This is a genomic window from Bacillus sp. AFS023182, from assembly GCF_002560575.1.
Lineage (GTDB): Bacteria > Bacillota > Bacilli > Bacillales > Bacillaceae_G > Bacillus_A > Bacillus_A arachidis.
In genome coordinates this window covers 1-24537 of record NZ_NTRO01000060.1, presented here as the reverse complement: position 1 = coordinate 24537, position 24537 = coordinate 1, and the positions used below count along the sequence as shown (strand labels likewise).

The 24537-nt window shown below is 35.1% G+C and carries 20 protein-coding genes, 3 tRNA genes and 1 pseudogene; 2 read left to right on the top strand and 22 right to left on the bottom strand.

Annotated features, from left to right (window positions below; all coding sequences use genetic code 11):
* The first annotated feature begins 244 nt into the window (after positions 1 to 244).
* Both CN288_RS21980 and CN288_RS21975 read left to right on the top strand, forming a co-directional pair.
* Complete coding sequence (locus tag CN288_RS21980) at positions 245 to 712, top strand: YusW family protein (protein ID WP_026592719.1); 468 nt, start codon at positions 245 to 247, stop codon at positions 710 to 712.
* Between the two features lie 143 nt (positions 713 to 855).
* Positions 856 to 1071, top strand: coding sequence for a DUF3951 domain-containing protein (locus tag CN288_RS21975; RefSeq protein WP_098303099.1), 216 nt, complete (start codon positions 856 to 858; stop codon positions 1069 to 1071).
* A 17-nt stretch (positions 1072 to 1088) separates the two neighbouring features.
* On the opposite strand, the gene CN288_RS21970 is transcribed toward CN288_RS21975, so the two are convergent.
* From CN288_RS21970 to CN288_RS21860, 22 genes and pseudogenes are all read right to left on the bottom strand, one after another.
* Positions 1089 to 1592, bottom strand: a complete 504-nt coding sequence (locus tag CN288_RS21970) for a hypothetical protein (RefSeq protein WP_026592717.1) — start codon at positions 1590 to 1592, stop codon at positions 1089 to 1091.
* A 301-nt stretch (positions 1593 to 1893) separates the two neighbouring features.
* A complete protein-coding gene (locus CN288_RS21965) occupies positions 1894 to 3456 on the bottom strand; it encodes an LPXTG cell wall anchor domain-containing protein (RefSeq protein WP_098303098.1) in 1563 nt (520 codons plus the stop codon).
* A gap of 278 nt (positions 3457 to 3734) precedes the next feature.
* The gene (locus CN288_RS21960) at positions 3735 to 4994 is read right to left on the bottom strand and encodes a multidrug effflux MFS transporter (protein WP_035415248.1); all 1260 of its coding nucleotides are present in this window, start codon (positions 4992 to 4994) and stop codon (positions 3735 to 3737) included.
* Positions 4995 to 5212: 218 nt separating this feature from the next.
* Entirely contained in the window at positions 5213 to 5872 is a 660-nt protein-coding gene (locus tag CN288_RS21955) for a 2OG-Fe(II) oxygenase (protein WP_026592714.1), read from the bottom strand.
* 678 nt (positions 5873 to 6550) lie between these two features.
* Positions 6551 to 6976, bottom strand: a complete 426-nt coding sequence (locus CN288_RS21950; RefSeq protein ID WP_026592713.1) for an ester cyclase — start codon at positions 6974 to 6976, stop codon at positions 6551 to 6553.
* Positions 6977 to 7010: 34 nt separating this feature from the next.
* Positions 7011 to 8984, bottom strand: a complete 1974-nt coding sequence (locus CN288_RS21945; RefSeq protein WP_098303097.1) for a S9 family peptidase — start codon at positions 8982 to 8984, stop codon at positions 7011 to 7013.
* Between the two features lie 56 nt (positions 8985 to 9040).
* Positions 9041 to 9231: pseudogene (locus CN288_RS30105) on the bottom strand (TnsA endonuclease N-terminal domain-containing protein); the annotation flags it as partial.
* A gap of 92 nt (positions 9232 to 9323) precedes the next feature.
* Positions 9324 to 11126 (bottom strand): glutamine--fructose-6-phosphate transaminase (isomerizing), encoded by a 1803-nt coding sequence (gene glmS, locus CN288_RS21935; protein WP_026592711.1) that lies wholly within the window; start codon positions 11124 to 11126, stop codon positions 9324 to 9326.
* Between the two features lie 487 nt (positions 11127 to 11613).
* A complete protein-coding gene (gene glmM / locus CN288_RS21925) occupies positions 11614 to 12960 on the bottom strand; it encodes a phosphoglucosamine mutase (protein WP_098303096.1) in 1347 nt (448 codons plus the stop codon).
* Positions 12953 to 14389 (bottom strand): CdaR family protein, encoded by a 1437-nt coding sequence (locus CN288_RS21920; RefSeq protein ID WP_026592709.1) that lies wholly within the window; start codon positions 14387 to 14389, stop codon positions 12953 to 12955. Before CN288_RS21920 ends, glmM begins: the two co-directional genes overlap by 8 nt.
* On the bottom strand, positions 14382 to 15209 hold the full coding sequence (cdaA, locus tag CN288_RS21915) for a diadenylate cyclase CdaA (protein WP_026592708.1): 828 nt from the start codon (positions 15207 to 15209) through the stop codon (positions 14382 to 14384). The genes CN288_RS21920 and cdaA overlap by 8 nt, the downstream gene beginning before the upstream one ends.
* A 575-nt stretch (positions 15210 to 15784) precedes the next feature.
* A complete protein-coding gene (locus CN288_RS21910; protein ID WP_026592707.1) occupies positions 15785 to 17170 on the bottom strand; it encodes a glycoside hydrolase family 1 protein in 1386 nt (461 codons plus the stop codon).
* A 58-nt stretch (positions 17171 to 17228) separates the two neighbouring features.
* Positions 17229 to 17546 (bottom strand): PTS lactose/cellobiose transporter subunit IIA, encoded by a 318-nt coding sequence (locus CN288_RS21905; protein WP_098303095.1) that lies wholly within the window; start codon positions 17544 to 17546, stop codon positions 17229 to 17231.
* Positions 17547 to 17602: 56 nt separating this feature from the next.
* A complete protein-coding gene (locus CN288_RS21900) occupies positions 17603 to 18904 on the bottom strand; it encodes a PTS sugar transporter subunit IIC (protein WP_026592705.1) in 1302 nt (433 codons plus the stop codon).
* 24 nt (positions 18905 to 18928) lie between these two features.
* Positions 18929 to 19720: a histidine phosphatase family protein gene (locus CN288_RS21895; RefSeq protein ID WP_026592704.1), complete on the bottom strand. Its 792-nt coding sequence runs from the start codon at positions 19718 to 19720 to the stop codon at positions 18929 to 18931.
* A 267-nt stretch (positions 19721 to 19987) separates the two neighbouring features.
* Entirely contained in the window at positions 19988 to 20290 is a 303-nt protein-coding gene (locus tag CN288_RS21890; RefSeq protein WP_026592703.1) for a PTS sugar transporter subunit IIB, read from the bottom strand.
* 432 nt (positions 20291 to 20722) lie between these two features.
* Entirely contained in the window at positions 20723 to 21541 is an 819-nt protein-coding gene (locus CN288_RS21885) for a MerR family transcriptional regulator (RefSeq protein ID WP_026592702.1), read from the bottom strand.
* Between the two features lie 339 nt (positions 21542 to 21880).
* On the bottom strand, positions 21881 to 22774 hold the full coding sequence (rocF, locus tag CN288_RS21880) for an arginase (RefSeq protein WP_026592701.1): 894 nt from the start codon (positions 22772 to 22774) through the stop codon (positions 21881 to 21883).
* 217 nt (positions 22775 to 22991) lie between these two features.
* Positions 22992 to 24137, bottom strand: a complete 1146-nt coding sequence (locus tag CN288_RS21875) for a glycerate kinase (protein ID WP_098303094.1) — start codon at positions 24135 to 24137, stop codon at positions 22992 to 22994.
* Between the two features lie 164 nt (positions 24138 to 24301).
* Positions 24302 to 24374, bottom strand: a tRNA-Ala gene (locus CN288_RS21870).
* 10 nt (positions 24375 to 24384) lie between these two features.
* Positions 24385 to 24456 (bottom strand) — tRNA-Gly (locus CN288_RS21865).
* Positions 24457 to 24461: 5 nt separating this feature from the next.
* Positions 24462 to 24537: transfer RNA gene (locus tag CN288_RS21860), tRNA-Lys, on the bottom strand.

The window sequence follows — 24537 nt, the reverse complement described above, 5'->3', positions numbered from 1 at the left end:
AACTATGCGTCTCTTTAATCAGAAGAATACCCCCCACGGCGATTAAAGTTACAATTTGTTTGGTGACAATTATAAATAATAGAGAAATAATATTCTTTTTTAAATTCCCATCACCAAATGCTATTTTGAAATAACCACTTGCTGCATACATTACGGGAAATAATTTATTCGAAACACATACATAATTACATAAAAATGGGAAAAACTTATATAGAAGGAACGATACACTAAGGAGGAATATATAATGAGAATTCTACTTTCGGCTTTATTAGCACTTATGCTAGTACCTGCGTTAACAGGTTGTACTACACCAAAAAAGGAAACTCCAACTTCTGATAAGAAAACAACAGACGAAGCTAAAAATGAAGCACCTCAAGACTTAAAACTTAACTTTAACGACTTTCACCTAAATGCTGACTACCAAGATACGAAGAAAGATTATGAAGCGGAGTACAAAAATAAAGGTGCCGACAAAAAGATGGAAGGAAAGATTGAGGATCACAAGACTGATGTAAAACTAACAAGTGACAAAGCTATTGCCAAACTCAGTCCACTTCTACAAAAGTTAACATTTGATAAAAATACACCTGACCAAGAAGTGATTGATCAAGTTGTAGACGTATTTCAACTTGATAAAGATTACCAAAAATTCGATTTAGAAGTTGTTTTCTCAGATGGAACGAAGAAAGAGTATAAGAAGGAAGTAAAATAAAGAAGTAGGCGATTTTGCCTACTTCTTTATTTTTTCACCACATATCGTAAATTAGGTTTAGAATCACTAACATATTCTAGATCAAATACAGATGATTTTTGCAAATAAGAATATAATTGAAATGAATAGAAAGGAGATTAACCATGGATCCATTACTTATGGCAGTTATAGGATTACCATTAACAATCATAATATTAGTTGTAATCGGCTTCTATAAACTATTTGTAAAAAAGAAAAATATCACTTCCTTTTATACCCCGTTTGATAACATTACCGGCCAAACAATTTCAGAATTTCACGAGGAACAAAAACTCCTAGTAGCTGAGGATGAAGATGGGGATGGAAATAAGAAAAAATAACCTTGCGCATCGCAAGGTTATTTTTGTGCTTCTTTTTGAAAACGTTTATAGTACGTTGAAGCTGTTGAAAAGTGAACTTCTATATCACGAATTAATGATGATTCCTCATCTTTCGCTAATTTATCTAACTTTTTCATTGCTTGTTCTGTCTCATTTAAGAAACCAACATATAGCTCATGTTCTTGCTCTTTTGACTTAGGCACGCGAATTTCTTTACGCATATGATCAATATCCTCTAGCATACTTTTCGTTACCCTTTGAACATCTTCTTTAAACTGCGCGTGCCCTAATGCCTTCCCGCCTTTTTCCTTTGCTTCTTCCCATAGTTTTACCGCTTCATTTAATTCTTTGTTCATTTTCTCATCGTACTTCTTATGCACATCACGATATACTTTCATATCTTCTTGCTGCTCTGCCGATTGTTCTACTTTTTCTTTTGGTTCTTTTGTATCCTTGTTTCCATTACACCCTGCTAAAAGAAGCATGCTTCCAAGCAAGGCAATACTCCACACTTTCTTCATCTCTTACTCTCCTTTTATCTACATCTACTACTTATCTCCACTTGCTATTATAACGAGAACCATTCAAACTTTGCACTTATGATCCCATTTTTATACACACATCACCATTTTTGTCACAGTATCGTCACTTTATATAGCCAGTATCTCCATAAAGTGAGACTTTAATTACTCCAGAAATAGCGGAAGAAATGAATAATATGATATAGAGCTATTAAATCATGCATTCAAAAAACAATAAAAAACCCGGTAATATACCGGGCTCTCTTAAACGGAAAAATCAGATATGTATTTTTACCGCTTATTATTTATTAACAGTTGTACGACTGCGTTTATATACAAAAGCACCACCAACAAGCATTACAACGCCAAGTAATGTCAATAAGTTATCACTACTTGAAGCACCTGTTTTTGGAAGAGATTTTGTATGATCTACATTCGTTGTTGTAATAACATTTGTTGGTGTCGGTGTTGGTGTAACCTTTGTTTGTTGATTATTTACCTGATTTGGATTTGGTACTTGTGTATCAGGCTTGTTGCCACTATTCCCTTTACCATCACCATTATTATTTCCACCTGTATTCTTATTATCTTGTTTCTTACAGTCCTTTTGTTCTACTTTCTCAATTGCTACTTGTTTTGTAATTGTTTGATCTCCACGTTTTGCTGTAAATGTAACTTTTAAATCCTTTAAATCTTTAGCTGTTTCTCCAACAACTTGGAAATATAATGCGGATCCTTCTCCACCTTCCATTGCTTTAACTGGAACTGTTGCTGTATTTCCATTCCATTTAATATCTAAGTTCATTGTTCCTTTACCAGTTCCACCTTGCAAAGAACCATCTTTTAGATAATCCGGAATTTCTCCTTGTGTATAATGATCTGGAATTGTTAATTTAATATCTTGCGGAACATCAATTTGCACATCAAAGCCCTTTAACTCATCCATTGTTAAATTTTGAGTCGTTAATAAGAAATCTAATGTAAATTGGTTTTCCTTTAAATTCGGCACACAAGTTGTAGCTTTTGCCTTACCTTCAAAACGTAAATCTTTATTCATCTCGGAAAAATCAATATTCGCACTTCCTTTAATTTTGCCAAGAGGTTCATATCCATCTTTATCAATTAAATATAGTTCGAGATCTTTATTTACTTCTTTTCCAGCTACATTTCCAAGTACAGGTATTTTCACATCTTTTTTAACAGTTTGTCCCGGTTCCATATCTGGTAATGGCAGTGCGATAGCTTCAGAACCATCTTCAAGTTCTAATAAACGAACATCTTTAAATTCTCCATCTAGTCCCTTAGGGATAGCAACACCAAGATATACACCACTTACCTTTTCTTTTGAATTATTCGTCACATTTGCAGTGACATCTAATACATAATGATTTTTTTCTGCATCCCATTTCGCTTTGCCTGCCACACTCCCACTCAATTCAGCAGTAGATATCTGAGTATTCTTTTTTACTTCTCCTGCTGGAGGTGTATTTGCTGGTTTTGATTGATTTGCAGCTTGTGTTTTTTCTGGTTCACTCTTCACATTCGACTCGTTCTTTTGTTCTTTTTCAACTTCTTTTACTGGTTCAACTTTCTTCTCTGGAGCAGGCTGTTGTTTTTGTGAGCCTGTCTTCTCTTGTTGTTGTACATCTTTAGATTCTTCTTTCTTTACTTCCGTATTACCTTGTTTCTGCTGTACTTGCTCACCGTTTACTGTCGGATTCTTGATGTCATTTTGCTTTGTAGTTACCTTTTCTTGATTTTGCATCTGTGCTTCTTTTACAACTTCCTCAGGTGCCGCCAACGCCACAACAGGAGAAAAAGCTAAAAGTGATACAAGAGTTACGGCACTTACTTTCTTCAGCATACTAACACTCCTTATCTCATTTTTGTCCTAGTTTATGGATTTCATAGTTTCATTGAATAATAAAATACAAAGAATTCCATAAGTTAGATCCCATATCCATTATAAGGAAATAAGTGAACAAAAACAATTAATTTATCGAATAATGCGATTTTTTAGATTCTATATATTCACATTTCAACCAAGATCTTTACAGCCTTTATTGGTGAACCATATTTTATTTAGTTACTTGTTCGTTCAGAAACAATAAAAAAAGCTGCAACCATACGTTGCAGCTTTTTTTATTCCTCTAAATCTTGCTTTTCTTGCAGTGCAAACTTCTTTTCACTAGGCTTTGCCATAAAGATATAACATAAAACTGCTCCCACTTCACATAAAGCAATCACAATTCCCATAGGAAGTGCTGTATTACTGCCTCCAATCCCTACTAAAGGCGCAACAAGCGCTCCAGAAATAAACTGTAACAATCCAAGCAACGCTGAAGCTGTTCCAGCAGCTTGTTTTTGATTTTTCATCGCTAGTGAAAAACCTGTCGTTGATACAACCCCAACGCTTGATACAACAAGGAATAATGAACATAAAACACCAATTAATCCAATTCCTAATACAATTGTGAGAAGTAAGGAGATACCACCAGCAGCTGCAATTCCAATGCCAGCTACAAATAAAGCTTTCTCACTTAGCTTCCCTGCCAAACGGCCGGTAATTTGGCTGGCAATAATAATACCAATACCATTAATAGCAAAGAATACGCTAAATTCTTGCGGTGATGCCCCGTATATATTTTGCAACACAAACGGAGAACCAGAAATATAAGCAAACATTGCCGCTGACACTAAGCCCTGCGACAAGGCATACCCCATAAATAAGCGATCTTTCAGCAAATTCCTATATGTCGCTAATGTTCCTACTAAACCGCCTGTTTCCCTCTCTTCAAGAGGTAATGTCTCACGTAACACAAACGTAGCGGATACTAACATAAATATACTTATCGCTCCAAGGACGATAAAAACTCCGCGCCACGATGTAAATTGTAACAATTGCCCTCCAATAATTGGCGCTAAAATTGGTGCTGCTCCGTTTACTAACATAAGCAGCGAGAAAAATTTTGTCATCTCAGAACCTGAGTACATATCACGTACCATAGCACGAGATATAACAATACCAGCTGAACCTGAAGCTCCTTGTAAGAAACGTAAAAGAACTAGACTCCAAATAGATGGCGCAACCGCACAAAGTAAAGAAGATGCAACATACATAATAAGAGCAATAATAAGCGGTTTACGCCGTCCATAAATATCACTAATTGAGCCAACAAATAATTGTCCAACCGAAAGCCCTAATAAACATGCTGTTAAAGTAAGCTGAGCAAGAGAAGCATTTGTTTGTAAATCATCCGTTAATTTTGGCAACGAAGGCAAGTACATGTCAATGGACAATGGCCCGATTGCTGTTAATGTCCCTAATACAAGAATCATCCATAACCTGTTGGCTTTTACAGGTTTATATACATCGTGATTAATTTCATTCACTTCCATCATTCACCCTTTCTATTATAAGTTCTAAATTGTAACAATTACAGTTACAACATTGATGTACGTCAAGTATATCGTACTTTTCTATATAACGAAATGAAAAAAGCGATAGAGTCTCTATCACTTTACTTTTCCGTTTCTATCTGTGTTGCTAACAATCGCTCCCTTTTCTTAACTAAACAAGAAGTCGGAAAACGATAACAAACTTGTAATTGAGTGCTATCTTAATACAAAGGTCTTTTTCTTATCCATTGCGTCGCAACCCATTTTTCACCTTTAATAACAGGTTCACCGCCATGTAGAGTGAGCTTGTTTAATGATGCATCCTGATAAAAATATTCGAAATATACCGCCATTCCTTTTTTCGGAGATACAGAAAGATTGAGTTTGGGAAAGACAGTCTCTCCGCCTTCTTCTACATGATTTAGGTACATGACAAGGGTACTAATACGATTATTGTTTGCTGCCGCACTGTTTTCTGCAAAAAAATCATAATGCGCTTTATATTCTTGACCAACTGTATACTTTAAAATATGTAACCCTTCCCCATTTTCAACAGGAACATTCATAATTGAAGCGATTCGTCTTTCAATTCTAGTAACGACCTCACTTTCTTCTAAAAACGTACCACTACTCGTCCGAATGTTATTTATTTCACGCGAAACACCAATTTTAGAACGTTTCATTTTATTTTTAGACATTTCAATTAACGTTTCACACTCTTCATCACTTAATACATTTTCTAACACGACAATAAGAGGCTCTTCTAATCTTGAAATAATTTGGATTTCTCTATCTTCTGTTACAATTGTGTTTCCAATGTGGTTAAAAATCGTTAGTTCCTTATTTTCAACTCTTTGATTTTCCATTGTTCTTCTCCCCATCTCTCTTAAAAATGATTAGACATCATAAATATATCATACTTTTCTTTCTATTCTCCCTTTTTTAAAAATTAAGACGAGAACTGTTATGTTGTATTCCAATATTCAATTAAAGAGCATTTTAGATCGAGAAATAGTTTTTGTAAAAGAGTAGTTAATAAAAATCACCTCATAAGCTTTTAATTTATAATAAACAAGAAGAATCCACCAAAAAGGGAACTACCCCCTGTCAAGTAGACAGTAAAAATACTCCCCTTAGATAAACAGATTTTTGTTTTTTATCCGTCTACCTAATAGGGAGCATATCACTTTAAATCTGCTTTAAAAGATTCCAATTATTATACCGTAATTTTCACTGCTCTCACTCTTAAAAAACAAAAGCATCCGTTCACTTGTTTTAATACTAAGCAAACGGATGTTGAACTTCTATATTTAAACGACTTTATTGTCACTCTACAATACATGTAGCTTTAAAATAAAGTTTAAATAAACGAACAAAAGAAAAGAGCGTATTAAAAAAAGATCGATCAAAACATGCTCTTCTTGTTTTAATTTGAATGATTCTTTTTAAAAAAGTTTAATCGTTTTGTACCCCTTATTCAACAGAAGTACTCCGCTTAACAAGATTTTGTTAACAAGTTTTGTTTAGTGCTTTATTTTTCTAATACTCTTAAAAATTAACTACTGCATATTTTTATTGAACTCTAATTGATTTTGAATTCCTGACCTATCAATTTGAATCCAATACTCTGAAATTTTCCCATCGTCTATTCTATACACCGCACTTGCCATTTGAATTATTGGGAGTCCTGTAGGTTGATATCCATCGATTTCTCCTAGGTGTGTACCTACTTGTTTCCAACGTACATATACTTTACTTCCTTGTACTAAAAACTCTTGAATTTCTAAAGAAAAATTACCATATACTTCAATCATCTCTCTTACATGTTCAGCATAATCTTTAGGAGTTCTGCAAACTGTTTGTTCTTCTTCAGATACAATTTGATGTGCCAATACTTTTTCTGCCATTAATTGATTTGAATAGTCAGGATTATTCCCCGAACGTACTTCTTCAAAAAATTTTCTAACAATTTGTTCTGGCGTCATTTAAAAACCCCCTTATTAATAAATCCAATATTAATCATAAAACCCTAAAATCTTTCATACTTTCTCCAAGAATATAGTGTGAAAACCACATCAAATTCTGCTTCATAATAGCCACATTAATTCCTGGCTGATCAGAACTATATGCCATTCCTTTAAATATAATTAATTCTGTATCAACTTCCATATCCCTTAACCCTTGATATAGCTCATATGCATTTGGAGTTGGAACTCTTGCATCCTTTTCACCATGTTGGATTAAGGTGGGAGTACAGGCTGATTTAATATATTTCATTGGTGATGTTTTAGTATATATCTCTGGATCATTCCATGGATTATTTCCTAAATACATCCTAATAAAGTAAGGTATATCTGTATTTACATAATGGGTACTCCAATTAGTAATGCCACCTCCAACTGAAATAGCTTTAAATCTACTACTAAATGTAGAACAGAAAGCTGATATATATCCCCCGTTGCTCCATCCCATAACCCCTACTCTATCTTTATCTGCAATCCCTTTGTCAACTAGTTTATCCACTCCAGATATAACATCATCGTAGTTAGCAATTCCCAGTTTTCTATAGTTTGCTTTTAAGAATTCATTACCATAACCAGAACTTCCCCTGTAGTTTGGTTCTAAAACTATAAAACCTTTTTCGATAAACTGTTCAATAGGATATTTCTCATTAAAACAGTCTGAAAATATTGGAAAGGACGCCCAAGCCGGACCACCATGGATTACCACTAATAAGGGATATTTTTTATTTGCGTCAAACTCTACTGGGGTTGATAAAACTCCCTCTATTTCAAGGCCATCACTACTTTGCCATGAGATTATCTCCCTGTTACTTTTAAGCTTTCCTTTGAAAAAGCTATTTTCATTCGTTATTTTTTTATCGTCTAAATAGATTTCAAAGGTTTCATTTGTTATAGCCTTATTATAAGATATATGATTTCCATCCCTTGTTATAGAAGCATCCACTATAAAGCTATCTACTTTTTCACTTAACATTTCCACAGTGCCATCCTCAGATAACAACGCAATAAGATAATTCGTTTTATTCTGCCATCTAATTAAAATTCCTCTAGCTGTCCACCGTAATGGAATAACCGTACTATCAAAATCTGTTAAAGGTTGAATTAGCTCTCCATTATTAATATCATATATCTCTAATGTACTGTCTTGTATATGGGTCTTATAGTAATCCTTCTCCCTTATGCTTGCTGAGTAACATATTTTGCTTCCTTCAGGAGAAAAGCAAACGCTCCCTCCCAACAACTTATCTATATTCATCTTTTGTAGCTCTCCAGCTTTAATATCTAATATGTATAGATCTCCATTAATATAATCTTCCATATCTGGGCTTGGTGTAGCCATAAATACAACCTTTTTCCCATCATTTGAAATATCAAATTCATGGATATGAAAATCCTTCCCATCAGTTAGTTGATAAACAACGCTATTTTCGTGTTCATATTTATCATTTTGTATCACTTTTTCTATTTCAATGTAATATAAACAATTATTCTGGTATTCCTTACCTATATGATGGAAATTTCCATATAGTTCCTTACGTTTCTTTATCACCTCAGATTCTTTTGACTGTGCAACATAATAAAAACCCTTGCCAGTAGACTCCCATTTGAAATTACTGACCCCTTCTTTTTCATCAGTAATTTGAACCCCACTATAACCATCTATTGACTTAACAAAGATCTGATTTTTCTTATTATCCCCGTCACCAACTGGGCTAAGGTATGCGATATTCCTAGAATCTGGAGACCATAATGGGTATGTACTATCTATATCCTTAGTTGTTAATGGGTAACTCTGCCCCTTATCTTTTTCATATATCCATACATGATTCCTATATTTATTGTCTTTCCAGTTAGCTGTCTTCTTGACAAATGCTACGTTTTTGCCATCATCACTTATGTTTGTATCTGATAAGGTTGGCAATGAAATAATCTCTTCTATACTTAGATATGTTTTTTCATTCATTTTCATTAATAAACCCCCTCTTAATGTCTAGTAATCTAATTTGTCCAATTATTCAGTTAAATAAATATATTTTTCCCCAAGTCCGACAGAAATTCATGCTGTCTGTTTGTTTTTATTCCTTTTAAACGAGTTGAACGACCCTTTGAAGATACATCTTGAATCTTTAACCAAGGTTTATAATCTACTCCATACCGGTTCCTCGACCTTGTTTAATCCACTGTTCGATCGCAGATATTCTTTTTCTTTTCGACATAAAAACACCCCTTTAGATAATCATATCTAAAGGGGTGGAAACAGTGCAACTTTATTTCAAATCTACAATACAATTATTAATTTCCCAATCTCCTACTCAACAGTAACAGACTTAGCTAAGTTACGAGGCTTATCAACATCACACTCGCGGTGAAGCGCTGCGTAGTATGAGATAAGTTGTAATGGAACAACTGCTACAAGCGGTGCTAATGCTTCATGTACAGCTGGTAGTACGAAGCTGTCGCCTTCCATTTCTAAGCCTTTCATTGAGATGATACATGGGTTTGCTCCACGTGCTACTACTTCTTTTACGTTACCGCGAATTCCAAGGTTTACGTGCTCTTGCGTAGCAAGTGCGATAACTGGTGTACCTTGTTCAATTAACGCGATTGTACCGTGTTTTAATTCTCCACCAGCAAATCCTTCTGCTTGGATGTAAGAAATTTCTTTTAGCTTTAACGCACCTTCTAATCCTACGAAGAAGTCTACGCTGCGTCCAATGAAGAAACAGTTGCGTGTTGTTGCTAAAAATTGTTTTGCAAGTGCATCCATTTCTTCTTTTTGATCACAAAGTACTACCATTGCATTCGCTACAAGACCTAGTTCGTGTGTTAAATCAAAATCAAGAACTTCGCCTTTTGCTTTCGCAATATCAGCTGCTAGGATTGAAAGCACTGCAAGTTGAGCTGTGTAAGCTTTCGTAGAAGCAACTGCGATTTCTGGCCCTGCATATAGAGGTAGTGTATAGTCAGCTTCACGAGAAAGCGTAGAACCTGGTACGTTTGTAATTGTTAATGCTTTATGACCCATTTCACTTGTTTGTACAAGTACTGCACGGCTATCTGCAGTTTCACCACTTTGTGAAATGTAAATGAAGAATGGTCTTTCTGTTAATAATGGCATATTGTAAGAGAATTCACTTGCTACGTGTACTTCTACAGGTACTTTTGCAAACTTCTCGATGAATTGCTTTCCAACAAGACCAGCATGGTAACTTGTTCCACATGCAATAATATAAATACGATCGCTATCTAAAATCGCATTACGGATGTCTCCATCTAATTCGATTTCGCCATTTTCATTTTGATATTTTTGAATGATATTACGGATTACAAGTGGTTGCTCATCAATTTCTTTAAGCATGAAATGAGGATATGTTCCTTTTTCAATATCACTTGCATCTAATTCCGCTGTAAACGGTGCACGTTCAATCGTTTCACCTTGTAAGTTTTTAATTGTAATGCTTTCTTGTGTTACAATTACCATTTCTTTATCCATTAATTCGATAAATTGATCTGTAACTTGTAACATCGCCATTGCGTCGCTCGCAACAACATTAAAGTTGTCACCAACACCTACTAATAGCGGGCTTTTGTTTTTAGCAACATAAATCATGTTTGGATTTTCAGCATCAAGTAATCCAATCGCATAAGAACCATGTAAAATGGATAACGTTTTACGGAATGCATCTTCTACACTTAACCCTGTGCTTACTTGCTGTTCCATAAGCTGTACGATAACTTCTGTATCAGTCTCACTTACAAACGTTACATCTTGAAGATATTCTTTTTTCACTAATTCATAGTTTTCAATTACACCATTATGAACTAGCGTAAAGCGCTTTGATGTACTTTGATGCGGATGTGCGTTTACAGTGCTTGGAACACCATGTGTAGCCCAGCGTGTGTGACCGATTCCCACGCTTGCTGCCACGTTCTCGTCTACGATTTCACGAAGTTTTGCAATACGGCCTTTTTCTTTGTATACAACAATACCGTTCTCTGCCTGTACTGCAATACCTGCTGAATCATATCCGCGGTATTCTAGTTTCTCTAAACCTTTTAATAAAATTTCCTTTGCATCTTGCTCTCCAATAAATCCTACGATTCCACACATGTTTAGTCGCCGTTACAAATGCTTACATTGCTATGCGAACATGTAACGACATAGTCCGATCCCATTCATTATTTAAATATAAAAAACGGATTACATATTGCTAGCCCTGTAAGCCTGTAACGGCTTTCACCTTCCTCTCGATTGGGTTTCAGTCCGTATATACTTATACAGCTAGTATTCATCCGTTCCTTTTCTCTCATCAAACCTTTACCTTTGTCCACCGAGTCACCTTGGTGATTTAAGTAAAAGCTTTCGGTTGTGATGAACAACCGGGAGTCATCCGCCGAAATCTCGATAAAACTCCTCCTCGTCAACTACACAACTTGTAGTTCTGGCGCTTTTATAATTCCTTATATTTACTTTGAGAAAAAGAACAAGACCATCTTATAACAAACAACATAAACCGTCAATGAAATTTTTTCATTGTCTATAAAACATATGAAAAAGGAGCACAAATCGTGCTCCTTTTTCATATAAAATCAGCTAATTATTCAGCTCCAACTTCAGCTTTCACAACTTCTACAATGCGATGTACATATCCATCACAAATTTCTTGTGTTGGTGCTTCTGCCATTACACGAATAAGTGGTTCTGTTCCAGAAGGACGAACAAGAATACGGCCGTCTCCGTTCATTTCTTCTTCCACCACACGAATAATTTCTTTAATTTTTTCATTTTCTAATGCTAATTTTTTATCCGTTACACGAACGTTTACTAATAGTTGAGGGAACTTTGTCATTTCACTCGCAAGCTCAGACAATGGCTTTTTCGTCATCTTCATAATATTTACAAGTTGAAGCGCACTTAACATTCCGTCTCCAGTTGTAATGTAATCAAGTAAGATAATATGACCAGATTGTTCCCCACCAAGATTATAACCGCCGCGCTTCATTTCTTCCATTACGTAGCGATCACCAACTGCTGTCTTATTACTTGTAATACCGTTTGCTTCTAGTGCTTTATAGAATCCTAAGTTACTCATAACAGTTGAAACAACTGTGTTATGTTTTAACTGACCAGTTTCTTTCATATATTTCGCACAAATGTACATAATTTGATCGCCATCAACAATGTTTCCTTTTTCATCTACTGCAATTAAACGGTCTCCATCGCCATCAAATGCAAGTCCAATATCCGCACCTTTTTCTTTTACTAGTTCAGCTAAACCTTCTGGATGTGTAGAGCCAACACCCTCGTTAATGTTCATACCGTTTGGTGATGTTCCCATCGTAGAGATGTCAGCTTCTAAGTCTGCGAATAAATATGGTGCTAAAGAAGACGTTGCTCCGTGTGCACAATCTAAAGCAATATGTAAACCAGAGAAGTCTTCTTCTACAGTTTGTTTAATGTATTGTAAATACTTTTGTCCACCTTCGAAGTAATCGTTCACTTGTCCAAGCTCTGTTCCTGTCGGACGTGGTAATTCATCTACTTCTTTATCTAATAAAGCTTCAATTTCTGCTTCTTGTTCATCAGTTAGTTTGAATCCATCTGAGCCAAAAAATTTAATTCCGTTATCTTGCACTGGGTTATGAGATGCTGAAATCATAACACCCGCTTGTGCATCTAGCGCCTTTGTTAAATACGCAACCCCAGGAGTTGAAATAACACCAAGACGCATAACTTCTGCTCCAGTTGATAATAGACCTGCTACTAATGCACCTTCTAACATGTGACCAGATACACGTGTATCTCGGCCAATAATAACTTTTGGACGATCTATATCTTTTGTTAATACATATCCTCCAAAACGTCCAATTTTAAATGCTAGTTCAGGCGTCAATTCCTCATTCGCGACACCGCGCACACCATCTGTACCAAAATATTTACCCATTGCTATTCGCTCCTTTTTCTTGCTCTTTTTGATTTTCTACTTCATTCTGTTTGCCTTGTTCCTTGTCTTTCTCATTTGGTTTTTCTATTTCATTCTCTTTGTCTTCTGGTGAATCTGGTTGTTCTGGTTGTTCTGGCCTTCCTTGTACTTCTTGCTCTGAATTTTCTTTTTTCACAAGGGTTACCTTTGCATTTTTTTGTTTTGTCTCTATTGAAACATTATTAGGGCCGCTAACCTGAATTGGAATATCGTGCGTCCCAGAAGATAGATTTTGTAGATTAATTGACGCTGTTATTTGTTCTGCTGTTATTTTATCTACTATACTGGCTTCTCCTGAAATATCAACGCTTATCTTTCCACCTTGTGGAGAAAGCAATTGTAAGGTGAATTCATCTGACAATCCATTTTTTCGTATAGAAATGCCCTCTATTGTCTTATGCTTTGTATTTTTTTGCTTTTGTACTTCGACGGAAACTTTCACTTGACTAGGGTTTACATTTGTTACACCTTTCGGTAATAAAACAGAGGCATCGAATGTTGTAGATTCCGTAATTTTACTAAGATCTACTTCGACGCCCTCCAAGGACTTTATAGTGTCCAAAACATCTTTTGGTCCTGATATTGTCACTTCATTTGGTTCGATACCGATTTTTGTAACAGCTAACCCTTCAGGTACACTTCCTTTTTTTGAATAAGTTAGTGGCACAGTTTTTTCAATATTATTTGTCGTAGTTGGATTTGAAACTGGGATCGTAACACTTACTTTAGAAGGTGTTGTTTGTAAGTCTAATTTCTTACCATCTTCATCATATAGTACAATTTCGGCTGTCTTTGTTACTGTTTTTGTTATCCCCTTCAAATCAACATATGCCCTGACAAGAGCAACTTTTGCTAGCTCCTCTTCTGTACCAATAACCTCAACAGTTCCTGGTTTAATAGTCGGCTTTTCAACCATACTACCTCCTGGCATTTGACTCTCATTCGAATACTTCACTTCCACAGGAAATGACTTCTTCGCCTTACTTTGGATTGTAACTTTAACTTTCGCCGGTTGAACCGTTACTTTTAAGTTATTTTCCATCCCGGTATACTTTAAAGGCACTTCGTATGTTCCTGTAGAATATCCACGTAAATCTACAGATACACCAAACTCACGTTGTGACCTTGCTGCAGTAATTACGTTTTTGGGTCCTTCCAATTTTACTTTTACATACTTTGGAATACCACTTACAATATATTTATCTTCATCATAGTTTACTGCTACTACAATGTTAGACACTGTTTCTGTTATATCACTTGTTGGAAAAGGTGATGCATTCTTATTCTCTGTCATGTTTTTATCCGACAAATTCGTTGACATGTAAAGCATTAACGCCAATAGTAATGAAATTCCTTTTAAAAACCAGTGGTTCTCCATCAGCTTATCCATGACGCTTTCTCCTCCAATTCCAATTCCATAAAGATGAAGAAGTTGTCTTCACATTCCCACTGAACTCTGCTAAAAGCATCTCTTTCAACTGTTCGACTTTTAAATCACGATGTAATTCCCCATTTTTAGTTAAAGAAATTTGACCTGTTTCTTCTGATACAACCACTGTAATGCTATCAGTTACTTCACTAACTCCCATCGCAGCTCGGTGACGCGTTCCTAATTCTTTTGATATGAACGGACTTTCCGATAATGGTAAGTAACAAGCTGCTGCTTTAATCGTATTCCCTTGCATAATAACCGCTCCATCATGAAGCGGTGTATTGGGGATAAAGATATTAATAAGCAGTTCTGATGACACATTAGCATTTAAAGGAATCCCGGTTTCTACATAATCTCCCATCCCAGTCTCTCTAGATAATGTAATAAGCGCACCAATGCGTCGTTTACCCATATATTCAGTTGCCTTTGCCACAGCATTCGCAACGATTTCATACTCTTCTTCTTCCTGACCAATTGCACGAGAGAACAAACTTCCTCTTCCTAATTGTTCAAGCGCTCTTCTAAGCTCGGGTTGAAAAATAATAATCACTGCTAGGAATCCCCATGTCAAAGCTTGGTCCGTGAGCCACTGCAACGTATGCAACTCAAATAAATAACTTAATATACGGACGATAATAATAACTGTAATCCCTTTCAAAAGTTGAACGGCTTTTGTACCTCGGATTACATGAATTAGCTTATATATAACAAACCACACAACGGCGATATCTAATATCGTACTGAGATATTTCAAAAAGTTCATATCTCCAAAAGGCATGCTAACCCTTCCTCCTACTTATGAGCAATTTTATCCATATACTGAAATATTATTATTCTGCTCTATATGTATGTATTTACAACAACTAGTTAATTATACCATACATGAAAGAAACGACAATTACAAACGACGTTACCCCTCATGGTATAAATTGGTAAGATGTCAAACTTTATTGTAAGGCAGTATAATATAACTTATTATTATACTCTTATTTTAAAATAAAAAAAGAAACGTTTCATTAAATTCAGGTAACATGTAAAACAGGAGAGTCATTCTATTCTAGGAGCTAATTATCCTTTTGTATTTAAAATAGAAGTTGAGTGTAGTAAATACTATAAAATGCAGATAGGTACATTTGTTTTTATATGGAGAGATAGAGTCTGCGTGTAAAGATCTTAAAGCAACAATAATAACCTGTAAACATTTTCGGGTGAGATACGATTAAAGATGCATAATAAGGAAAGCCTTCTTATGAAAGTTTCAGAGATGGATGTTGATAAGAATAGCAAGGATACACTTCCATATAAAACACCTCTACCACAGTGCTGAGCACTGTGGTAGAGGTGTTTTATACTTTAGCGTTTTTTACCATTAGATGAGATAACTGTTTTATACCAATAAAAACTCTTTTTCTTTATTCTTCTTAAGTCTTTTAAATCATTTTCACCACGATTTACATATATAAAACCATATCTTTTCCTAAAACCTTGATGAGTAGAAATTAAATCAATTGCTGCCCATGGACAATAACCAATGACATCCACGCCAGCTACAATTGCCAATTCCATTTGTTCTATATGTTTACTTAAATACTCAATTCGATAATCATCATGAACTGAACCGTCTTCATTAACCTTATCATATGCACCTATTCCATTCTCTGTAACAATAATAGGTAGATTATAACGATCGCTAACTTCTCTTAACGTAACACGGAAGCCAATTGGATCAATCTCCCATCCGAAGTCTGTTAATTCCAGATATTCATTATCATCACCCATAAAGAAACCTTCTTCACCTACTTCAATTTGTTGATCACCACCGCTATCAATTACAAAATTCTCATCATACTCACTAACGGTTATTGAAGAGTAATAGTTAAAAGCAATATAATCTGGTTTGGAGCTAGATAAAATCTCCATATCTCCATCTAATATGACAGGTTCGATATTTTTACTTTCCATAAAATTCCAAGCTGTTTTGTTATAACGTCCATGTACAGCCATATCTAGATATAGCCAATTTCGAATTGCATTACAATTTTGAGCTGCAATAATATCATTAGGTTTACATGTTTTAGGATAAACATAGCTAATATTGGGTGCCGGCCCAATTTTAGCATCCGGTATCATCTGATGACATAAGTTAGTAACTTTAGCCTCTGCTAAGAGCATATGATGATTTTGTTGATATAACTCTTTTTGAGATAATACAGATGTACCAATCGCTCCACCATGTAAAATCATCATATTTTGCTCATTAATTGTTAGCCAATGCTTAACCCGATCACCAAAACGTTCAAAAAGAATTTCACAATAATTCACAAAAGCATCAATGGTAGAACGATTGCTCCACCCACCATTTTTCTCCAATTCATACGGCAAATCAAAATGATACATCGTCACTAGTGGTATTATCTTATGTTTCAGTAATTCATCAATTAAATTACTATAGAACATAACGCCCTTTTCATTTATTTCTCCCACACCACTTGGAAGAATACGTGTCCAAGCTATGGAAAAGCGATAAGTTTTTAATCCTAGTTCGGAAAAAAGCCTTATATCTTCTTTAAAGTTATGATAATGGTCACTACAAACTTTAAAATCAGATGTGTCTTCAGGAATAGCTTTCATATCTTGAATAGAAAGCCCTTTTCCATCTTCATTATAGGCACCCTCTACTTGGTAAGCACTTGTGGAAGCTCCCCATAAAAAGTCTTTTTTAAATGTAGTCTTAAGCATATTCTTACCTTTCCTTACCAAATTTAATTATCCATCTTATTTATCCATAGATTAATAATCATTGTTTTTCTGAAATTTTTTCATAAACACTAATAAACTCTTCTGCTATTATCTTAAATCCTTCTGCACTCATAAGTTGATCTTCAGCATGAGCTAATAATAAACTTACTTCTACTTTTTCCCCACTTGCTTCTTTACTAATTAGTCCAGCATGTGCCTTATGCCCTTGAATAAAAGATTCAGCACCTTCTTCGATCAATTCTTTTGCCCGTTCGAAATCACCCTTTTTCGCTTCTTGTACTGCTTCAATATATGATGAACGAGCACTACCTACTGCAGATATAATTTGAAATACAATATATTCATGTTGTTCCATGACTCTTCCTCCAACACATTTTTATTTTTTAAATACACATTTCATACTTAGTATTATTAGTTATTTGTTGCTGCTTTTTGTTCTGCCTCATAAGCTTTCTTATCTCCAATTTTAAAGAACGGATAATATAATAAAATCTGAGAAATAATGATGATAATGGTCATTAAAAGAAGTAACCATCCACCAGAAACATAAGCTGCAAAAGGCGCAGGTGTTACCCATGGTAATTCTATTAGTGGATTATAGGTAGATAGAATCCCGGTGATCTTTAGGAAAACAAGACCGATTAACCCACCAACTAATGAAGAGGTTACCAATGGAATAAAATAGATTGGATTTAGGACAAGCGGCAACCCAAAAACAAGCGGTTCATTTATGTTAAAAATATTTGGTACAATACCGATTTTCCCGAGCGATTTATATTGTTCTGATTTCGCAAATAACATATTTATAGCTAAACCTAATGTATTTCCTGTTCCACCAACTACAACCGCAAAGTGCATAAGGCTAAATGCTAAATAAGGGATTTCTGAAACAGGTGTTCCTGAAGCAAAAGCTGTAATAGCTGCCGTAAATAGAGGAGCAGTCGCACTATACCATACATTTATGATTGGTGCTGGATGTAAACCAAAGAACCAACACAAATTCATAAACGTAAATATACCAATAACCGACCAAACAGAAGATCCAATTACTTTTACAGGTAGTGATACAACTTGACTAACAAAATTAAAGATATTTTCATATGGAGTATAACCAAATATCACTCTGACAAAGAAAATGATGGTAAAGATAATGATTGAGATAAATACTGGATTAATTGCATCAGCTACCATAGGTGGTACTGATTCCGGTAATTTCACCCCAATATTTTTTCTTGTTAATGCACAGTAAAGTTTACTTGTCAAAACACCAACAAACATTGCTACAAATATTCCGTCACTTCCTAAATATTGAGTGAGGATAGCTGGAACCTGTTCTTCTCCTACCTTAACAGACATTGGCATTAAACATAGGAAACTACCTAATGCAATTACGCCGGCTACCATTCCATTCATGCCTTCTTCTTTCGCATAAGAATAAGCAATAATTACAACCATATAAACAGCTAACAAACTCAATGTTGCACTTATCATATCTTGCATATGTGTATATAAACCAGCTTGATTAATTAGATCTTTCCACCATTTAAACGGCAAGTTACCTAAAATAGCGAATAATGTAACACCGATAGTAACAGGAATTGTCATCATCATCCCTGATGTAATTGCGTTGACAACTTTGCTATTTCCGAGATAATTTGTCAGTGGTGTAATTATTCGTTCTAGTCCGTTTCTCGTCATCTCTAAAAACTTCATGTTTACCACCCATATTTTTAGATTTTATTTCGTTTTCTCTTTCCCCTTTTCAACATAGCTCATATCGTTTACAGACTGAACTGTATATTTACCATCTTTATATACAACTTTTGAAACACTTGCATTATCTAGACCACCATCAAGATTATTAAGTGATTCAGGAGAGATTGTATATAACAGCGCCATTAACGATATTCCATGTGATACAACAAGTGCATTACCGCCTCCCTCTTTAGCTACTTCTTCTACAATTTTATCGATTTCTTTTCTTACCCTTTTTGAAACTACTTCCGCACTTTCGGCCTGTTTACTTTTATCAATCTTAGCTGCAGTATTAAGCATAATATCAACATCGAAATTATTCCTAAATTCCTCTAATGTCATATTATTAGCTTTTGCAAGTGTCTCGTAAAAAGTATGATTCAGTTCTCCTTCAAACTCACCAAAACATACTTCCCGCAAGTTTTTCCGCTGAACGATATCTATGTTTTTATTTTTGTTTTGATCTAGCACGATCTTTGCAGTTTCTACAGCGCGTCCACTATCACTGCTATACACTTTTTCAAATTGTACTCCTTTCAAACCTTTACCAAGGTACTCTGCCACTTCAATTCCATCTTTAGTAAGAGGCGCGTCAGCCCACCCCTGTACTCTATCAGTCGTATTCAGCATCGTTTCCCCATGCCTTACCAAATAAAGTTCAACAGGTTTTTCTTCTTTTTTCTCTTTCACTTTTTGGTCTTCATTTGCTGAACATCCAAATAATGAAACCGTTAAAGAAATTAACAAGCAAATTGATAATATTTTTTTACTCATCATGAAATCTCCTTATGGGCTTATAAAAATAGGCATGCACCACTCACATGAGTAGAATGATATTTTTATAATGAAGATATTTAAAAATGATTTTGACTGATTAAACAACCAATTTATTATTTCTCTATCCTGCAAGGCTCCCTACTACCACACATAGAATTGGAAATTTCCTTATCTATTTCAGACGATGATCTTCCTCAGAATATGTACTTTTCATAACTGAATAAATCGTCTAAAGCTCGTTAATCGTTCTCAACGTATACACTTTTAATCGCCTAAAATATTTTTCACTTGTTCAATTACTTTTTTTCCATCTAACATGCCATAAGCTGACATATCAATCACTTCAATAAGCTTTTCTGGCAATTGACCTTTCACAGTATTTAAAGCATATCGAACCTGAGGTCCTAATAAAATAATGTCTGCCGCTTGTCCAACATTCTTTGCTTCAGCTAATGGATAAGCATTAATTTCACATTCATAGTTTATTTCTTCTGCGTATCCTCTCATTTTGTTCATCAACATACTCGTAGACATACCTGCATTACATAAAAGAACAATCTTTTTCATATTTATTACCTCCACTGTTCACTATTATTGAAAGCGCCTTCATTACAAGTTCACTATAAAATATGGTCTAAGACCAGGGTCAATATCTTTTTGGAATTTTGTTTACCTTAAATTTTCTATATACATAAAATGAATTGAATGCGAGCTGAAAAGTACATGCTTTTCAGTTATCAAAAAAACAGTAGTTCAATTACGTTTAAACTACTGTTTTTTAATGTTCTCACTTTTCACACCAACAAATTAAGTGCTAATCATTGAATATATTGAGTTGTCTCTTTACAACAGTTAGTCGAATGCCTTTAAAATAGATCATTCAAATTCAATTTGAACAATGGACTTCTATCTTCCCTAGTTATATGGAGACTTACTTGCCAATTTCACTCTGCAAAGGTTAAATAATTTCCATAGAAACAAGAAAAATCTATACCTATTTTACTTTTCACCTTTACTTATAATAGGAAGCATAATGATATAATGTTCAATTACCCTCTCTTGCTCTTTTGTCTCACAAACGTATCGACATAAAATATCCCCGTTAAGATTATAGCCAAGGTTCTCAATGATCTGTAATGGTTCTTCTAAAATTAGGTTGGATAAGGGCTCATTCGCCTCTTTTTCATATAAATAATTCAAACACTCCCCCATATCAACTTGTAAAACTGATTCATCAATAGGCAATTCGTATTCTCTCATTTTCATTTCAGGGATGGCCATTACCCAATAACTGTCACAAATCGTTTTCAGTTTATATTGTTCAAGTGGAATGTATAGTGCTGGATAGACTGTTGGCAAAAATGATAGCCATTCTTTTAACAGAGGATTTACACATAATGTTCCTTTATCTAAATGAATATGTCTTAGAAGATAATAGGTTTCAGTTGACTCTATAAACCATTGTCTATCTTCTTTTTTATATTTTTTTAATAAGCCCATAAACTCATTAATTTGTTTTATTTCTAATTCCAACTTTTTTATTGTTTCTTCTTTTTCAGTTATTTTGTCATTGCATTTTTTTATCATGTCATCTAATTCTAAACCATTAAAAATAGATCCAATTTCCTTAACATGAAATCCCATTTGGCGGAAATTTTTAATGGCTAAAAATATTCCAAAATCCTCATATGTATAAAATCTAAAACCCGTATCTTTATCTTTTTGCGGTTTTAGGAAACCCTTCTTTTCATAAAACCTTAGCGCATCTATCGAAACTCCAAATTCCTTTCCTACTTCTCCTATTTTATATTTCTTCACATATATCACCTCCAAGTCCATAGTTCCTGCTATCATTATTTAACAAATACCTTCATAAACAGTGTAGCAAGTTTTAAAAACAATTACATAAAAAATAGACAACTTAACGGACACAACACAATCGTTTCTCTATCAGATATTACCGAAAGAGTACCCCTACTTCAAACGAAGTGAAGTGGGGGAGTATTCATTAGAAAACTCCCGATACCATATACTATATTTTAACAAGACAATAAAAAGGGATGAACAGATTGTACATATCCAATTTGTTCATCCCTTTGATTTTATTAACTTAAGCGCCTATTATTTAAATATAATTAGTCGCCGTTTGTCTTACATTTATTTTAGTTTTTCACCGAATAAAGAACCCATTAAAGCTACCGCTGTTGTTGCTGTTCTGTTTTTCTCATCTAAAATCGTATTTACTTCCACAAACTCAGCTGATGTAATAATATCAGCCTCCGCTAGCATTTCCATTGCTAAATGACTTTCACGATAGGATAGTCCACCAATTACAGGTGTTCCCACTCCTGGTGCATCATGTGGGTCTAGTCCATCTAAATCTAATGATAAATGAACACCATCTGTATGTGATAAGTATGCAATTGTTTCTTCCATAACCGCAGTCATACCCATACGATCAATTTCATGCATTGTAAATACTTTAATTCCTTCATCGCGGATGAAGTCTTTTTCTCCCTCATCTAATGCACGTGCACCAATGATAACGACGTTTTCCTTTTTCACTTTCGGATACGCTTCGTATAAATTCACTAATGAAGGATGACCATAACCTAAGCTTGCTGCAAGTGACATACCATGAATATTTCCAGACGGTGACGTTTCTTCTGTATTTAAATCACCGTGTGCATCATACCAAATTACACCTAAATTTTTATAATGCTTTGCTACTCCTGCAAGTGTCCCAATTGCAATACTATGATCGCCACCTAGTACAAGTGGAAAACGACCTTCTTCTATAATATGATCAACCTTACCTGCTAATTCATCACAAACTTTTGCAACTTGTGTAAGGTTTCTTAAATTTGTATTTTCAGCTACTTCTTTTTCTCTCTTGATACAAATATCCCCAATATCTTCTACGTCATATCCGATGTTTTGAATTCTTTCAATTACTCCCGCATAACGAATTGCACTTGGGCCCATATCAACTCCACGACGCATCTGTCCTAAGTCCATTGGAACTCCAACGATTGAAATTTCTTTCTTCATAGATAGTCTCCCCCTTTTATGCCTTCACTAAATATTTTAAATCTTTTATATACTCTGACTCAACTCGACATTTTTTTGTATGTATATACACCCCATTCACTAATATCTACGTAGAAATCTATACTTTTCATCTGTTTTATGTATAAAATAAACCGTTTTCTAAAAAATCTCATTACACATGTACACATAAATAATGAAAAATAAACGTCTCCTATAATTAGAGACGTTTTCCTGAAGCTATTTTCCATACAGATGCGATATTCCGCGCAGTCATTTCAATATTTTCTCTTGCTGCTATATATGCTTCCTCTAGTGTCATTGGACTTGATGTGGCAGCAAACACAGCATCTATTCCTTCTTTATAAACTGAAATGTGATTCGAAAGTACAGAACCCCCAATAGCTATAACAGGTATATGTAGTCTCTTTGCACGTTTAGCAACCCCAACCGGTGCTTTTCCATAAGCGGTTTGCACATCTATCCTTCCTTCACCTGTAAGAACAAGAGTTGCTTCTTTTATATGTTCATCAAAATTTGTATAGTCTAATACAATTTCAATTCCCTTTCTTAATTGACCTTGTAGTACAGCAACAACTGCAGCTCCTAATCCTCCCCCAGCTCCTGCACCCGGTATCTCTTCCACATCAATGTGTACATGCCGTTTTAATACATAGGCATAATGCTTTAAATTATCATCTAACTGCGTGATCATTTCTGGACTTGCTCCTTTTTGCTTTGCAAATACAAAAGATGCTCCTTTTTGTCCTGTTAAAGGATTGTCTACATCACATGCCGCTTCTATTTTCACATGCGCTAAACGAGAATCCAACTTAGCTAAGTCTAAAGAATCAATAAAATGTAAATTTCCACCGACAGGTTCTATTATTCGTCCATCTTTCCTTAAAAACCTTACACCTAGGGCTGAGAGCATGCCTGTCCCTCCATCGTTCGTAGCACTTCCGCCAAGCCCTAAAATAATATGCTGTACACCTTTATCTAAAGCATCTAATATAAGCTCTCCCGTTCCTTTTGTTGTGGTGATGAGAGGGTTTCGCTGTTCAACCGGAACATGATGCACCCCCGACGCTGCTGCCATTTCAATAAACGCTGTTCTTTTATCTTGAGAAATACCGTAGAATGCATCTACACGTTCACCAAGTGGACCTGTTACGTAAAGTTGAATGATCTTTCCTCCTGTAGCATCAACAAGAGATTGAACGGTACCTTCTCCTCCATCTCCAATTGGAAGTTTCACATACTCAGCTTCAGGAAAAACTTTAGTAAACCCTTTTTCAATGGCCTTACATACTTCTATCGCTCGTAAGCTTTCTTTATATGAATCAGATGCAATAACAATTTTCAACACCTATTCCTCCCTTCCCCCGTATCCACACACGCTTTAATTCAAACCTTATATTTTACTCTATTTTTCTATTGTAAACGAAATAAATGGAAACTTGTCCTTATTAAAGCAGAATAAACAAAAAACCTTACATCAAAAGATGTAAGGTTTTTTCTAATTTATAATGGAGCCTAGCGGGATCGAACCGCTGACCTCCTGCGTGCAAGGCAGGCGCTCTCCCAGCTGAGCTAAGGCCCCGAAGTAAAAAAGCGGAAGACGGGATTCGAACCCGCGACCCCAACCTTGGCAAGGTTGTATTCTACCACTGAACTACTTCCGCGAAAATGGTGAGCCATGAAGGACTCGAACCTTCGACCCTCTGATTAAAAGTCAGATGCTCTACCAACTGAGCTAATGGCTC